The sequence below is a fragment of the Pseudomonas sp. B16120 genome (assembly GCF_044218845.1).
Classification (GTDB): domain Bacteria; phylum Pseudomonadota; class Gammaproteobacteria; order Pseudomonadales; family Pseudomonadaceae; genus Aquipseudomonas; species Aquipseudomonas paracarnis.
The window spans coordinates 2,011,683-2,026,654 of the sequence record NZ_CP162588.1 but is presented as its reverse complement, the minus strand read 5'-3'; the positions used below and the strand labels follow the sequence as shown (position 1 = coordinate 2,026,654).

General features: G+C 60.5%; 13 protein-coding genes. 11 read left to right on the top strand and 2 right to left on the bottom strand.

The window, feature by feature from the left end; all coding sequences use genetic code 11:
* Window positions 1–52 precede the first annotated feature (52 nt).
* Together AB4P90_RS09680 and AB4P90_RS09675 are read left to right on the top strand one after the other, a co-directional pair.
* Window positions 53–658, top strand: a complete 606-nt coding sequence (locus AB4P90_RS09680; protein WP_014717721.1) for a TetR/AcrR family transcriptional regulator — start codon at window positions 53–55, stop codon at window positions 656–658.
* Window positions 659–861: 203 nt separating this feature from the next.
* A complete protein-coding gene (locus AB4P90_RS09675; protein WP_014717720.1) occupies window positions 862–1,320 on the top strand; it encodes a transposase in 459 nt (152 codons plus the stop codon).
* Window positions 1,321–1,451: 131 nt separating this feature from the next.
* Here the strand turns inward: AB4P90_RS09675 and AB4P90_RS09670 are convergent, their stop codons facing one another.
* Window positions 1,452–1,892: a heme-binding protein gene (locus AB4P90_RS09670; RefSeq protein WP_020302584.1), complete on the bottom strand. Its 441-nt coding sequence runs from the start codon at window positions 1,890–1,892 to the stop codon at window positions 1,452–1,454.
* A 256-nt stretch (window positions 1,893–2,148) separates the two neighbouring features.
* Here AB4P90_RS09670 and gcl point away from each other — a divergent pair, with 256 nt between their 5' ends.
* The 9 genes from gcl (at window position 2,149) to AB4P90_RS09625 (ending at window position 13,013) form a co-directional block, all read left to right on the top strand.
* Window positions 2,149–3,924: a glyoxylate carboligase gene (gene gcl / locus AB4P90_RS09665; protein WP_003189987.1), complete on the top strand. Its 1,776-nt coding sequence runs from the start codon at window positions 2,149–2,151 to the stop codon at window positions 3,922–3,924.
* Window positions 3,925–3,934: 10 nt separating this feature from the next.
* Complete coding sequence (gene hyi, locus AB4P90_RS09660; protein ID WP_014717718.1) at window positions 3,935–4,717, top strand: hydroxypyruvate isomerase; 783 nt, start codon at window positions 3,935–3,937, stop codon at window positions 4,715–4,717.
* A gap of 128 nt (window positions 4,718–4,845) precedes the next feature.
* Window positions 4,846–5,736: a 2-hydroxy-3-oxopropionate reductase gene (locus AB4P90_RS09655; RefSeq protein WP_020302585.1), complete on the top strand. Its 891-nt coding sequence runs from the start codon at window positions 4,846–4,848 to the stop codon at window positions 5,734–5,736.
* 176 nt (window positions 5,737–5,912) lie between these two features.
* Window positions 5,913–7,193 (top strand): glycerate kinase, encoded by a 1,281-nt coding sequence (locus tag AB4P90_RS09650; protein ID WP_395605839.1) that lies wholly within the window; start codon window positions 5,913–5,915, stop codon window positions 7,191–7,193.
* Window positions 7,183–8,598: a pyruvate kinase gene (gene pyk / locus AB4P90_RS09645; RefSeq protein WP_014717715.1), complete on the top strand. Its 1,416-nt coding sequence runs from the start codon at window positions 7,183–7,185 to the stop codon at window positions 8,596–8,598. Before AB4P90_RS09650 ends, pyk begins: the two co-directional genes overlap by 11 nt.
* Window positions 8,599–8,729: 131 nt before the next feature.
* On the top strand, window positions 8,730–9,605 hold the full coding sequence (locus AB4P90_RS09640) for an urea transporter (RefSeq protein WP_395605838.1): 876 nt from the start codon (window positions 8,730–8,732) through the stop codon (window positions 9,603–9,605).
* Window positions 9,606–9,636: 31 nt separating this feature from the next.
* Window positions 9,637–10,461: an ion transporter gene (locus tag AB4P90_RS09635; protein WP_019820385.1), complete on the top strand. Its 825-nt coding sequence runs from the start codon at window positions 9,637–9,639 to the stop codon at window positions 10,459–10,461.
* A gap of 93 nt (window positions 10,462–10,554) precedes the next feature.
* Window positions 10,555–11,556, top strand: coding sequence for a sulfate ABC transporter substrate-binding protein (locus AB4P90_RS09630; RefSeq protein WP_014717712.1), 1,002 nt, complete (start codon window positions 10,555–10,557; stop codon window positions 11,554–11,556).
* A 251-nt stretch (window positions 11,557–11,807) separates the two neighbouring features.
* Window positions 11,808–13,013, top strand: a complete 1,206-nt coding sequence (locus tag AB4P90_RS09625; protein WP_014717711.1) for an MFS transporter — start codon at window positions 11,808–11,810, stop codon at window positions 13,011–13,013.
* Window positions 13,014–13,131: 118 nt separating this feature from the next.
* On the opposite strand, the gene AB4P90_RS09620 is transcribed toward AB4P90_RS09625, so the two are convergent.
* On the bottom strand, window positions 13,132–14,805 hold the full coding sequence (locus tag AB4P90_RS09620; RefSeq protein ID WP_395606092.1) for a M10 family metallopeptidase C-terminal domain-containing protein: 1,674 nt from the start codon (window positions 14,803–14,805) through the stop codon (window positions 13,132–13,134).
* Window positions 14,806–14,972 lie beyond the last annotated feature (167 nt).

The window sequence follows — 14,972 nt, the reverse complement described above, 5'->3', positions numbered from 1 at the left end:
GGCCGGTGCTACCATGCGCAACCGCCTGTCATGGCAAGGAAACGTCTGGTTTATGAGCAGCATTCGCGAGCGCAACAAAGAAAAAATCCTGCGGGCGGCGAGCGAGGAGTTTGCCGACAAGGGCTTCGCCGCGACCAAAACCAGCGACATCGCCGCCAAGGCCGGGCTGCCCAAGCCCAACGTCTATTACTACTTCAAATCCAAGGACAACCTTTACCGCGAGGTGCTCGAAAGCATTATCGAGCCGATCCTGGCCGCCTCCACGCCGTTCAACCCCGAAGGCGAGCCCAAGGAAGTATTGAGCAACTACATCCGCTCCAAAATCCGCATCTCCCGCGACCTGCCGTTTGCCTCCAAGGTGTTCGCCAGCGAAATCATGCACGGCGCCCCACACCTGAGCACCGACCAGGTTGAACAGCTCAATGCCCAGGCCAAGCACAATATCGACTGCATCCAGAGCTGGGTTGACCGTGGCCTGATCGCAGCAATTGACCCCAACCACCTGATGTTCAGCATCTGGGCAGCCACCCAGACCTATGCCGATTTCGACTGGCAGATCTCGGCGGTAACCGGCAAGGCCAAGCTGGATGAGGCCGATTATGAGGCGGCGGCGCAGACGATCATTCGGTTGGTGCTCAAGGGGTGTGAGCCGGATTGATAGACCGCGCAAAGGCTATCGCAGGCAAGCCAGCTCCCACACGGATTTGCGCGGGACACAAAATGTAAATTGGTCATAATCCCCTGTGGGAGCGGGCTTGCCCGCGATAGCGCCCATCCAGACACATCCTGCTAAAAGCCTGCCGATCAGCCTTCGCCCCTCAGTCTAGCCTCTCAGAACACCATCTGAAGAGAGGCCAAGGAATGCCTGATCTACCTGCTTCAAAACGCCTGCGCATCGGCCGCTATAACGAATCCAACCGCATTTACCTGCTCACCACCAACACCCTTGAACGTGAGCCCATCTTCAGCGACTTCAGACTTGGCCGTCTGGTCGTACACCAATTCAGAATCGTTCAATATAAAGGGCTCGCAACCTCATTGGCCTGGGTAGTAATGCCTGATCATTTCCATTGGCTTGTTGCTCTGGAGAAAGGTTCGCTTGCCGACTTGATGCGACAAGTGAAGTCCAAGAGCACCCGAATTGTGAATGCGGTGGCTGGCCGCCAAGGTCGCCTCTGGCAGCCGGGCTTTCATGATCATGCCGTGCGTCGAGAGGAAAGCCTTGAGGGGATTGCACGCTACATCGTAGCTAATCCACTCAGGGCTGGGCTGGTAAAGAAGTTTGGCGACTATCCGCTGTGGGATGCTATTTGGGTTTGACTGTAGACCGAGTCGACTGCATCGCAGGCAAGCCAGCTCCCACACTGATTGGATTCACACAGTTGGATTTGTGAACACCGCCAATGTGGGAGCTGGCTTGCCTGCGATAGCTTACTCACAGTCAGAACGATTCAAGCCGACACCCCCGCATCCGCCATCAACCCCACCCCCTCTATCGCTGTGATCGCACACTGCTCGTCAATATCGGACGTGTCCCCGCTGATCCCAATTGCGCCGAGCACCATGCCGCTCTGATCCCGAATCAACACCCCACCCGGTGCCGGCACGACGCTGCCCTGCCCCAGACTGTTCAAGGCCGCGATAAACGCCGGGCGCTGTTGGGCGTCCAGTGCCAGCAAACGTGAACCCTTGCCCAGGGCAATGGCGCCCCAGGCTTTGCCGATGGCGATTTGCGGGCGTAGCAGGCTGGCGCCGTCTTCGCGTTGCAGGGTGACCAGATGGCCGCCGCTGTCGAGCACGGCGATGGTCAGTGGCGCAGCCGAAATGGTGCGGCCTGCAGTAAGGGCCTGGGTGGCCAGCTGGGTGGCGAGTTTCAAGGTTAAAGCGCTCATAGGTGCCGTCCTTATCTTGTTATGGGTAACGCGGTGAGGTCTGTTTGATCAGATGCCCGATGACACAAATAGAACACAATGATATCTGTTTTTGTATACAATATTTTTCAACAAAGGCTCCATACGTCGAAAAAAGCGCTTCCGACGAACGCAAAGGTCAGTTCACGAAAGGCATTGACCAACGTAGCTCGCCGTGAATACACTTTGGACAGACACCACTTGTATACAATTACAAAACGCAAGAGGCACCAAAACCATGAGCAAAATGAGAGCAATCGAAGCCGCCGTCCTGGTGATGCGCCGTGAAGGTGTGGATACCGCCTTCGGTATCCCAGGCGCCGCGATCAACCCGCTGTATTCGGCCTTGCAGAAGGTGGGTGGCATCGATCACGTCCTTGCTCGCCACGTTGAAGGCGCCTCGCACATGGCCGAGGGCTACACCCGCACCAAGGCCGGCAATATCGGCGTGTGCATCGGCACATCGGGCCCGGCGGGTACCGACATGGTCACCGGCCTGTATAGCGCCTCGGCCGACTCGATCCCGATCCTGTGCATTACCGGCCAAGCCCCCCGCGCCCGGATGCACAAGGAAGACTTCCAGGCCGTGGACATCACCAGCATCGTCAAGCCAGTGACCAAGTGGGCAACCACGGTGCTGGAACCCGGCCAAGTGCCTTACGCGTTCCAGAAGGCCTTTTATGAAATGCGCTCCGGCCGCCCTGGCCCGGTGTTGATCGACCTGCCGTTCGACGTACAGATGGCCGAGATCGAATTCGACATCGACGCCTACCAGCCGCTGCCTCTAGCCAAGCCGCTGGCGACCCGTGTGCAAGTGGAAAAAGCCCTGGCTCTGCTCGACGCAGCCGAACGCCCATTGCTGGTGAGCGGTGGCGGCGTGATCAACGCCGACGCCAGCGAGTTGCTGGTGGAGTTCGCTGAGCTGACCGGCATCCCGGTGATCCCGACCCTGATGGGCTGGGGCACGATCCCGGACGACCATCCGCTGATGGTGGGCATGGTCGGCCTGCAAACCTCGCACCGCTACGGCAACGCGACGATGCTCAAGTCGGACGTGGTGCTGGGCATCGGCAACCGCTGGGCCAACCGTCACACCGGTTCGGTCGAGGTGTACACCGAGGGCCGTAAATTCATTCACGTCGACATCGAACCGACCCAGATTGGCCGCGTGTTCACGCCGGACCTGGGCATCGTTTCTGACGCCGGCTCCGCGCTGACGATGTTCATTGAAGTGGCCCGCGAGTGGAAAGCCGCCGGCAAGCTCAAGGACCGCAGTGCCTGGTTGCATGACTGCCAACAGCGCAAGGCCACCCTGCACCGCAAGACTCACTTCGACAACGTGCCGGTCAAGCCGCAACGCGTGTACGAAGAGATGAACCAGGTGTTCGGAAAAGACACCTGCTACGTCAGCACCATCGGCCTGTCGCAGATTGCCGGCGCGCAATTCTTGCATGTGTACAAGCCCCGCCACTGGATCAACTGCGGGCAGGCCGGCCCATTGGGCTGGACCATTCCCGCAGCGCTGGGCGTGGTCAAGGCCGACCCGAGCCGAAAAGTGGTGGCCTTGTCGGGCGACTATGACTTCCAGTTCATGATCGAAGAACTGGCGGTGGGCGCGCAGTTCAAGCTGCCGTACATCCATGTGGTAGTGAACAACTCTTACCTGGGCCTGATCCGTCAGGCCCAGCGTGGGTTCGAGATGGACTACTGCGTGCAGCTGTCCTTCGACAACCTCAACGCCCCCGAACTCAACGGCTATGGCGTCGACCATGTGGCGGTTGCAGAGGGCTTGGGCTGCAAGGCTCTGCGTGTGTTCGAGCCAGGCCAGATCCAACCGGCCTTGCGCCGGGCCCAAGAGATGATCGAAGAATTCAAGGTGCCCGTGATCGTTGAGATTATTCTGGAACGGGTGACCAATATTTCCATGGGCACCGAGATCAACGCTGTCAATGAATTCGAAGATCTGGCCCTGGTCGGCAACGATGCGCCGACTGCCATTTCCCTGCTCGATTAAGGAGAACCCTATGCCGCGCTTTGCTGCCAACCTGTCCATGTTGTTTACCGAACAGGATTTCCTTGCCCGCTTCAAAGCGGCTGCCGATGCCGGTTTCCAGGGCGTGGAGTACCTGTTCCCGTATGAATTCAGCTCTGCCGATATCAAGGCGCAGCTGGACGCCAACGGCCTGACCCAGGTGCTGTTCAACCTGCCAGCCGGTGACTGGGCCAAGGGCGAGCGCGGCCTGGCTTGCCACCCGGACCGGGTCGAGGAGTTCCGTGCCGGGGTCAAACTGGCAATCGCCTATGCCCAGGTCTTGGGCAACACCCAGGTCAACTGCCTGGCGGGTATCCGGCCACAAGGCGTTGATGACGAGACCGTAGAAAAGACCTTCGTCGCCAACCTCAAGTACGCCGCCGAGAAGCTGCAGGCGGCGGGTATCAAGCTGGTGATGGAGATGATCAACACCCGCGACATTCCGGGCTTCTACCTCAACAACACGGCGCAGGCCCTGTCGATTCGCGAGCAAGTGGGCAGCGCCAACCTGTTCCTGCAATACGACATCTACCACATGCAAATCATGGAAGGCGACCTGGCGCGGACCATGGCGGCGCACCTGGGCGAGATCAACCACATTCAACTGGCGGACAACCCAGGGCGCAACGAGCCAGGTACCGGTGAGATCAACTACCGCTTCCTGTTCGAGCATCTGGACCGCATTGGTTACGCGGGTTGGGTCGGCTGTGAGTACAAGCCGTTGACCACTACCGAGGCGGGTTTGGGCTGGCTCAAAACCCATAACGCCATCTGACAACTGACACAACACAAAACAATGTGGGAGCTGGCTTGCCAGCGATGCGGACACCTCGCTGTATCAGGCATACCCAGGTGATGCCATCGCAGGCAAGCCAGCTCCCACATTAAACGAGGATTTTGATCATGGCTAAAATCGGATTCATCGGCACCGGCATCATGGGCCAACCCATGGCCGCCAACCTGCAGAAAGCAGGCCATCAACTGTTTCTCTCCGAACATCACGGCAAGGCTCCGGCTGAACTGATCAGCGCCGGCGCCGTGGCGCTGGCCAACCCGCAACAAGTGGCCCAGGAAGCCGAGTTCATCATCGTCATGGTGCCCGACACCCCTCAAGTCGATGACGTGCTGTTTCGCGCCGACGGCGTGGCTGCGGGCCTGTCACCGAACAAGGTGGTGATCGACATGAGCTCGATCTCCCCTACTGCGACCAAAGCATTCGCCGCCAAGGTCAACCAGGCCGGCGCGCAGTACCTGGACGCACCGGTGTCCGGTGGTGAAGTCGGTGCCAAGGCCGGCACCTTGAGCATCATGGTCGGCGGCGAACCGCACACGTTCGAACGCGCGTTGCCGCTGTTCCAGAGCATGGGCAAAAACATCACCCTGGTAGGCGGCAATGGCGATGGCCAGACCGCCAAGGTGGCCAACCAGATCATCGTCGCGCTGAACATCCAGGCGGTGGCCGAAGCGTTGTTGTTCGCCTCCAAAAACGGCGCCGACCCGGCCAAAGTGCGTGAAGCGCTGATGGGTGGCTTTGCATCGTCGAAGATCCTGGAAGTGCACGGCGAGCGCATGATCAAGGGCACCTTCGATCCGGGTTTCCGCATCAACCTGCACCAGAAGGACCTGAACCTGGCGCTGGCCGGTGCCAAGGAACTGGGGATCAACCTGCCGAACACCGCCGGCACCCAGCAAGTGTTCAGCACCTGCACGGCAATTGGCGGCGGCAACTGGGACCACTCGGCGCTGATCAAGGGCCTGGAGCATATGGCGAACTTCTCGATTCGCGAAAAATAACCCACACCGCTGATCGTTCCCACGCTCCGCGTGGGAATGCCTCTTGTGACGCTCCGCGTCACGCTTTGGGCGCAGAGCGTCCCGGACTGCATTCCCACGCAGAGCGTGGGAACGATCGCAGAGCGTGGGAACGATCGCTGCACCTCTAATAACAAGAATCCCCCGGGAGCCCGCTTATGTCGGTCGATCCGCAACACCTGCTTCGCGAGCTGTTTGCCACAGCCATCGACGCCGCCCACCCCCGGCAAGTCCTTGAACCCTACCTGCCTGCCGACCGCAGTGGCCGTGTGATCGTGATCGGAGCCGGCAAAGCCACGGCCGCCATGGCACTGGTCGTCGAAGACTGTTGGCAGGGCGAGGTCTCGGGCCTGGTGGTCACCCGCTACGGCCATGGCGCGCCATGCAAAAAAATCGAAGTGGTCGAAGCCGCCCATCCGGTGCCGGATGCGGCCGGCCTGGCCGTGGCCCAGCGCGTGCTGGAACTGATCAGCCATCTGGGTGAAGACGACCGCGTGATCTTCCTGCTCTCCGGCGGTGGCTCGGCACTACTCGCCCTGCCCGCCGAGGGCATCACCCTGGCGGACAAGCAAGCCATCAACAAAGCCCTGCTTAAATCCGGCGCCACCATTGGCGAGATGAATTGCGTGCGCAAGCACCTCTCGGCGATCAAGGGCGGTCGGTTGGCCAAGGCTGCGTGGCCGGCCACGGTGTACACCTACGCGATCTCCGATGTACCGGGCGACCAGGCCACGGTGATTGCCTCGGGCCCGACCGTCGGTGACCCGAGCACCTCACAACAGGCCCTGGCGATCCTCAAGCGTTACCACATCGACGCCCCCGCTTCGGTGCGCAGTTGGTTGCAGAACCCGGCCTCGGAAACCGTCAAGCCCGGCGACCCGGTGCTTGCCCGCAGCCACTTCCAATTGATCGCCCGCCCGCAGCAATCCCTGGAAGCGGTAGCAGTAAAAGTGCGCCAGGCCGGTTTCAGCCCGCTGATCCTCGGTGATCTGGAAGGCGAAGCCCGCGATGTGGCCAAGGTACACGCCGGCATCGCCCGCCAGATCGTGCAGCACGGCCAGCCACTGGCGGCGCCGTGCGTGATCCTTTCGGGGGGCGAAACCACCGTCACCGTACGCGGCGACGGCCGTGGCGGGCGCAACGCGGAATTCCTCTTGAGCCTCACCGACAGCCTCAAGGGCCTGCCCGGCGTGTACGCCCTGGCCGGCGATACCGATGGCATCGACGGTTCTGAAGACAACGCCGGCGCGATCATGACCCCCTGCAGCTACCGCCGTGCCGAAGCCCTGGGCCTGTCGGCCAGTGATGAGCTGGACAACAACAACGGCTACGGCTATTTCGCTGCCCTGGGCGACTTGATCGTCACCGAGCCGACGCGCACCAACGTCAACGACTTCCGCGCCATCCTGATCCTTGAGACTGCCAACCATGACGCCTGACAAGAAGGTCAAAATCCTCGCCACCCTGGGCCCGGCCACCGACGGTATCGATGACATCCGCGAGCTGGTGGAGGCCGGGGTAAATATCTTCCGCCTCAACTTCAGCCACGGTGACCACGCCGACCATGCCCAGCGCTACCAGTGGATTCGCCAGGTCGAGCGCCAGCTCAACTACCCGCTCGGTATCCTCATGGACCTGCAAGGGCCGAAGCTGCGGGTGGGACGCTTTGCCGAAGGCAAGGTGCAGCTCGTACGCGGCCAGGCCCTGCGCCTGGACCTGGATGAAACTTTGGGGGACCAACGCCGGGTCAACCTGCCCCACCCGGAAATCATCGCGGCGCTGGAGCCGGGCATGGACCTGCTGCTCGACGACGGCAAGCTGCGCCTGCGCGTGATCACCAAGCATGCCGACGCCATCGACACCACCGTGCTCAATGGCGGCGAACTGTCTGACCGTAAAGGTGTGAACGTCCCACAAGCGCTGTTGGAACTGAGCCCACTCACCGCCAAGGACCGCCGCGACCTGAGCTTCGGCCTGGAGCTGGGTGTGGACTGGGTGGCGCTGTCGTTTGTGCAGCGCCCGGAAGACATCCGCGAAGCCCGCGAGCTGATTGGTGATAAGGCGTTTTTGATGGCCAAGATCGAAAAGCCGTCAGCGGTGCAACGGCTGCGCGAAATCGCCGAACTGAGCGACGCGATCATGGTGGCCCGGGGTGATTTGGGCGTGGAAGTGCCGGCCGAGAGCGTGCCGCAGATCCAGAAAGACATCATCAGCACCTGCCGCCAACTGGGTAAGCCGGTGGTGGTGGCCACGCAGATGCTCGAATCCATGCGCTTCTCGCCAGCACCCACCCGCGCCGAAGTCACCGATGTCGCCAATGCGGTGGCTGAAGGTGCGGACGCGGTGATGCTGTCGGCGGAAACCGCCTCGGGCGAGTACCCGCTGGAAGCGGTGCAGATGATGAGCAAGATCATCCGCCAGGTGGAAAACGGCCCAGACTACCAGGCACAGTTGGATGTCAGCCGGCCCAAGGCAGATGCCACGGTGTCGGACGCCATCAGCTGCGCGATCCGCCGCATCAGCAGCATCCTGCCGGTAGCGGTGCTGGTGAACTACAGCGAGTCCGGCAGTTCCAGCTTGCGTGCGGCGCGGGAACGGCCCGTGGCGCCGATTCTCAACCTCACGCCCAACCTGTCCACGGCGCGACGCCTGAGCGTGGCATGGGGCGTGCACTCGGTAGTCAATGATCGGCTGCGCCAGGTGGATGAGGTGTGTTCCACCGCGCTGGAAATTGCCCAGGCCCAGGGCATGGCGCAGCGTGGCGATACCTTGGTGATTACCGCAGGGGTGCCGTTCGGGCAGCCGGGGTCCACCAATTCGCTGCGTATAGAGACGCTGATTTAGCGCCTGTCAGGGCCTCATCGCGGGCAAGCCCGGCTCCCACATTTGATCGAGTTTGCATGTCGAACATCAATCAAATGTGGGAGCTGGCTTGCCTGCGAGGAGGGCAACTCGGTCTTATTGACTCAACCCAAATGCACAACCCAACCTGCCCCGACTGGGCCGAAGCCCTGCTCAACGGCTTCAGCCAAATCTTCCTGCAGCGCCACCCGCTGTGCGGCCTGCTGTGCCTGCTGGCGATCCTGATCGGCGCCCCGGCGTTGCTCGGCGGTGCCTTGCTGGGAGGTGTCGCGGGGTTGCTCACGGCCCAGCGCCGGGGGTATCCCAAGGCCGAGCGCCAGGCCGGGCTGTATAGCTACAACGGCGTATTGCTGGGCCTGTTGATCAGCCTGCACTTTGCCTGGTCGGCGCTGGTGCCGCCGCTGATCCTGGCGTGCGGCGGCTTGAGTGCCATCCTCACCCGGCACTGGTTGAAACACGCGACCCAACCCCTGGATTTGCCAGCGTACACCGCGCCCTTTGTTGGGCTGGGCTGGTTGCTGCTCGGCCAGGTCCCGCAGAACACCCTTGCGCTGAGCGAGCCCGACACTGTCGCTATACTGGCCGCGCCCTTCACCGGCCTTGGGCAAATCATGCTGCTGGACCAGCCCCTGGCGGGTGTGCTGATCGCCTTGGGCTTGCTGCTGGCCGACCGTCGCGCCGTCGCGTGGGCCTTGGGCGGCGCCACTCTCGGCATGCTGGCCGGCCTGTGGTTGAACGACGCCACTGGCGCTCTGCTCGGCCTGCACAGTTATAACCCCGCGCTAGCCGCCCTGGCCCTGTGCTCGTCGCGTCGCCAGCCTTGGTTGCCACTGCTGGGTATCGGCCTGGCCATCCTGCTCACCCCAGGCTTCGCCGCCCTGCACCTGCCCGCGCTGACCGCGCCGTTTATCCTCGCGTGCTGGCTAGTGCGCGCCGGTCAGCGAATGCTGCACAAGCCTCACATGGACAGCCCGTTCGAATCGCCCTAGGCTTGCTCGATATTCGTTTCAGGCAGGGTTTATGGACAGCAACAACGACTGGCGCCAGCGCCTCTACATCATGGTGTTCCAAAGCGACACCGTCGCCGGGCGGCGCTTTGACGGCATCCTGCTGCTGATCATCCTCGCCAGCCTGGTGATCGTGATGCTCGACAGCATCGACACAATCCATCAGAACTACGCCGACCTGCTGGCCTATATCGAGTGGGGCTTCACGCTGATCTTCGCCATCGAGTACGGCCTGCGCCTGTATTGCTCGCCCAAGCCGCTGCGCTATGCCTTCAGCTTTTATGGCTTGGTGGACCTGCTCGCCATCGTCCCCGGCATCCTCGCGCTGTACTACAGCGACGCCCAGTATCTGCTGATCATCCGCATCATCCGCATGCTGCGCATCTTCCGCGTGCTCAAGCTCAGCCCGTATCTCAAGCAGGCCAACTACCTGATGGCGGCGCTGCGCGGCAGCAAGCAGAAGATCGTGGTGTTCCTGGTCAGCGTGTGCACCCTGGTGACGGTGTTCGGCACGTTGATGTACGTGATCGAAGGCCCGGAACATGGCTTTACCAGTATCCCCAAGGGCATCTACTGGGCGATCGTCACCCTGACCACCGTGGGCTTCGGCGATATCGTGCCCAAGACGCCCCTGGGCCAGGTTATTTCATCGCTGGTGATGATCACCGGTTACTCGATCATCGCCGTGCCGACGGGTATTTTTACCGCTGAACTGGCCAGTGCCATGCGCGGCGAACAGCTGCATACCGACTGCCCAGTGTGCAAGAAGGACAGCCATGAACCCAACGCCGCGTTTTGTGCGCGCTGTGGCAGCAATCTGTTTCGCAAACTGGAATAAGCAAAGTTCTTTTTAATCTTTAAAGCTCTATGAAGGCCCGGCTATAGTCGCTGGCAAATTGCCTCCCTCTTCTCGAACAACAAGGAATGAGCAGTGAAAAAAATCCTCAGCGCCTCCCTACTGGCCGCCGGCCTGGCCCTGGCGGGCTCCGCCCAGGCAGCAACCACCCTGCTCAACGTCTCCTACGACGTGATGCGCGATTTCTACAAGGACTACAACGCCGCCTTCCAGAAGCATTGGGCAGCCGAGCATCCGGACGACAAGCTGACGTTGCAGATGTCCTTCGGCGGCTCCAGCAAACAGGCGCGCTCAGTGATCGACGGCCTGCCCGCCGACGTGATCACCATGAACATGGCTACCGATATCAATGCCCTGGTCGACAACGGCAAGCTGGTGCCGGACAACTGGGTGACACGCCTGCCGAATAACAGTGCGCCATTCACCTCAGCCACAGTCTTTATCGTGCGCAAAGGCAACCCCAAGGCGTTGAAAGACTGGCCCGACCTGCTCAAGGATGGCGTGCAAGTGATCGTGCCCAACCCGAAGACCTCGGGCAACGGCCGCTACACCTACCTGTCGGCCTGGGGCTACGTGTTGAAGAACGGCGGCGATGAAGACAAGGCCAAGACCTTCGTTGGAAAGTTGTTCAAGCAAGCGCCCGTGCTGGACACCGGTGGCCGCGCCGCCACCACCACCTTCATGACCAACCAGATTGGCGACGTGCTGGTGACCTTTGAAAACGAAGCGGAAATGATCGCCCGTGAGTTTGGCCGTGATCAGTTCGAAGTGGTCTACCCAAGCGTCTCCGCCGAAGCCGAACCGCCGGTGTCGGTGGTGGATAAAGTGGTCGAGAAAAAAGGCACCCGTGCGGTGGCTGAGGACTACCTCAAGTATCTGTGGTCGCCCGAAGGCCAGGAAATTGCGGCCAACAATTACCTGCGCCCACGGGACCCTAAGGTGCTGGCCAAGTACACCGACCGGTTCCCCAAGGTGGACTTCCTGTCGGTGGAGAAGACCTTCGGCGACTGGCGCACAGTGCAAAAGACCCATTTCAATGATGGTGGGGTGTTTGACCAGATCTACTCTGGCCAATAATCCATCTGACTGAATCAACTCGGTCAAACCTGTGGGAGCTGGCTTGCCTGCGAAAGCGATCTATCAGTCATATTTCTGGTGACTGGTGCACCGCCATCGCAGACAAGCCAGCTCCCACTTTTATGCGTAAGGCAGATGTGTCTGAATGTATCATCACTCGGCATAAGTGATATCACCACAAGCAGTCTACTCACTTGCGAGCCTTGTCTTTACTCTCTCACGCCATCGTCCTTCGCCTTTATGAGTACACCATGAACGCAACCTCTCACGCTGCAGGCACCATGACCCGGGGCATGGTCATGCTGTTCGCGTTTTGCTGCGGCGCCATTGTCGCCAACATCTACTACGCGCAACCGATCATCGAGCTGATTGCCCCGGACATTGGCCTGACGCCGGCAATGGCCAGCCTGATCGTGTCCCTCACGCAAATCGGCTATGCCCTGGGCCTGTTTTTCCTGGTGCCTCTGGGCGACCTGCTGGAAAACCGCAAGCTGATGATCGCCACCACCGTCGTGGCGATCGCCAGCCTGCTGGGTGCGGCGTTTATCGAACAGCCGAACCTGTTCCTGCTGGTGTCGCTGCTGATCGGTTTCAGTTCCGTCTCGGTGCAGATCCTGATTCCGCTGGCCGCACACCTGGCGCCGGCCGAGTCCCGGGGCCGGGTGGTCGGCAGCATCATGGGCGGCCTGCTGCTGGGCATCCTGCTGGCACGGCCGGTGTCGAGCGTGGTGGCCGATCACTTCGGCTGGCGTGCGATGTTCATGGCGGCCGCCGCACTGATGGCGTTCATCAGCGTGGTGCTGATGCTGACAATCCCCAAGCGCCAACCCGATCACAGTGCCAGCTATGGCCAGTTGCTGCGCTCCCTGGGCACCCTGTTGCGTGAACAACCGCTGTTGCGCCAGCGGGCGTTCTACCAGGGTTGCATGTTCGCCGCCTTCAGCCTGTTCTGGACTGCCGTACCACTGGAACTGGCGCGTAACCACGGCCTGAGCCAAAGCGAGATCGCACTGTTTGCCCTGGTCGGTGCACTTGGCGCCATCGCCGCGCCCATGGCCGGTCGCCTGGCCGACGCCGGCCATACCCACCGCGCCTCGTTGCTGGCGATGCTGTTTGGCGCGCTGAGTTTCCTGCCGGCGTTGGTACACCCGCTTTACAGCGTGATCGGCCTGGCAGTCACCGGTGTGGTTCTGGACTTCTGCGTGCAGATGAATATGGTCCTCGGCCAGCGCGCCATCTACGCCCTCGATGCCAACAGCCGCAGCCGCCTGAACGCGCTGTACATGACCAGCATTTTTATCGGCGGTGCGTTCGGTTCAGCGATTGCCAGCAGCGTGTATGAACATGGCGGCTGGTTGGCCGTCATGCTGGTGGGCAGTGCATTTGCGCTGGTTGCGTTGTTGCGTTTCATGAGCGTTGCACGTAAAGCCGCGTTGGCCACCGTCCAAGCGTCCTGACGAGCCCGTGCGCCACTTCAAAACGCACAAAAGGGCGGGACTTAATCAACACGTGAGTAAGTCCCGCCCCCGCCTTGCTTCCAGCAGTGGCGCCCGTCAAAGGCGCGCGATCAAGGCATTAGAGATAACTGCCCTCTTTGATGTTGAGCCCGATGACATCTTCTGGACTGATCATTCGGGTGCTTTTGATCAGGAAGTCGGTCTTGCCATCGCCATCCAGGTCGACCGCCAGCAAGTAACGTCCCGTTTGCGGATTAAACTTGATGATGGTGTCGCCTGCCGCCCCCGTATAGTTCTCGACGAAGTTCAACGCTACCTTGCCGTCGAGCACCATTTGCGACAGGTCGATCTTGTCCTGCCCCGTGTTGAAGTCCAACAACAAGTCGGCATTGGCACGGGTTGAATCGCTAAAGGCGTTGAACTTGAAGGTGTTCCAACCGCCGCCGCCCACCAACGTATCGGCCCCCGCGCCACCGGTGAGCACATTATCCGCACTGTTACCGATGATGCGATCGTTACCATGGCCCCCCACAGCATTTTCGATCACCGTCTTCTCGCCGATCCTGACGTTTTCCTTCATCCCCCCCACGCTGGAAAACGAACCACCGCGCAAGTTGATGATTTGATCCTGCTTGAAGCCAGAGAAATCAAAGGTATCGTTCCCACGCTCATCCCATACGTTGAAGTCTGGCTTATCAGCCGCGGACGTCAGGGTCGTTTCCGCCTTGCCAGTATTCGAGTTGAATCCATAGGTGGTGTCATCGGTTCTGGTGTCACGGGGTTGCTTGGGTTTATCAACGACTGGCAGGGTGTCGATGTTGGGCTTGGGCTTATCAACGCCTGGCAGGGTGTCGACGTTGGGCTTGGGCTTATCAACGACTGGCAAGGTGCCGACGTTGGGCTTGGCCTTATCAACGACTGGCAGGGTGTCGACGTTGGGCTTGGGCTTATCAACGACTGACATGGTGTCGATGTTGGGCTTGGGCTTATCAACGACTGGCAGGGTGCCGACGTTGGGCTTGGCCTTATCAACGACTGGCAGGGTGCCGACGTTGGGCTTGGGCTTATCAACGACTGGCAGGGTGTCGACGTTGGGCTTGGACTTATCAACGACTGGCAGGGTGCCGACGTTGGGCTTGGGCTTATCAACGACTGGCAGGGTGTCGACGCTGGGTTTGGGCTTATCAACGACTGGCAGGGTGTCGACGCTGGGTTTGGGCTTACCACCGACTGGCGTGGTGTCGATGTTGGGCTTGGGCCTATCACTTACTGGCGTGGTGTAGCCACTTGGCCGAGGCTGATCGGCTATCGGCTTGGTACCGCCGTTTGGCCGGGGCTGATCGGCTGCCGGCTTGGTACCGCCGTTTGGCTGAGACTGATCTGTTGCCCCCTTGGTACCGCCGTTTGGCTGGGGCTGATCGGCTGCCGGCTTGGTACCGCCGTTTGGCCGGGGCTCAGGAGTGGGTTTGGTATTTTCCTCTGCCATCGGATAGCAACGGGCCGTCACCACGTTGCCGGAATGGATGTCTCCAAGTCGAAGCAGCCCCGAGTTTAGACTCAATCCATACATTCGCTGCTGATGAGTGCGTGCCCCTATCAGCGGAGCAGAAAGATTAAGCAATTGAGAGTTTGTTGAGGCTTGTTTGTCGGCTGCTAAGTTCGCGTCGCGATGAAGGAAACTGGCAGCCTCACTTTCAGCTGGATTGCCAGAACGTAGCACCTGAGACGGCTGAGGGGCCGCGTTCGGTGTGGGCACATAATAATTTGCAGCGGGTGTATTTGCATTGATCATAATCACGTTTCTCAGTTAGTTAAAAACAACAACACAACACTTCACACGTAAGTCACCGGTGAATTCCTAGACATCCAACTTCATTAATAGCCATTCAAATCTTTAAGTCGATCAACCTCCCCTTCCGAGCCGCTACGGCCAGTCCGTGCATAACCGCCCACCCATTC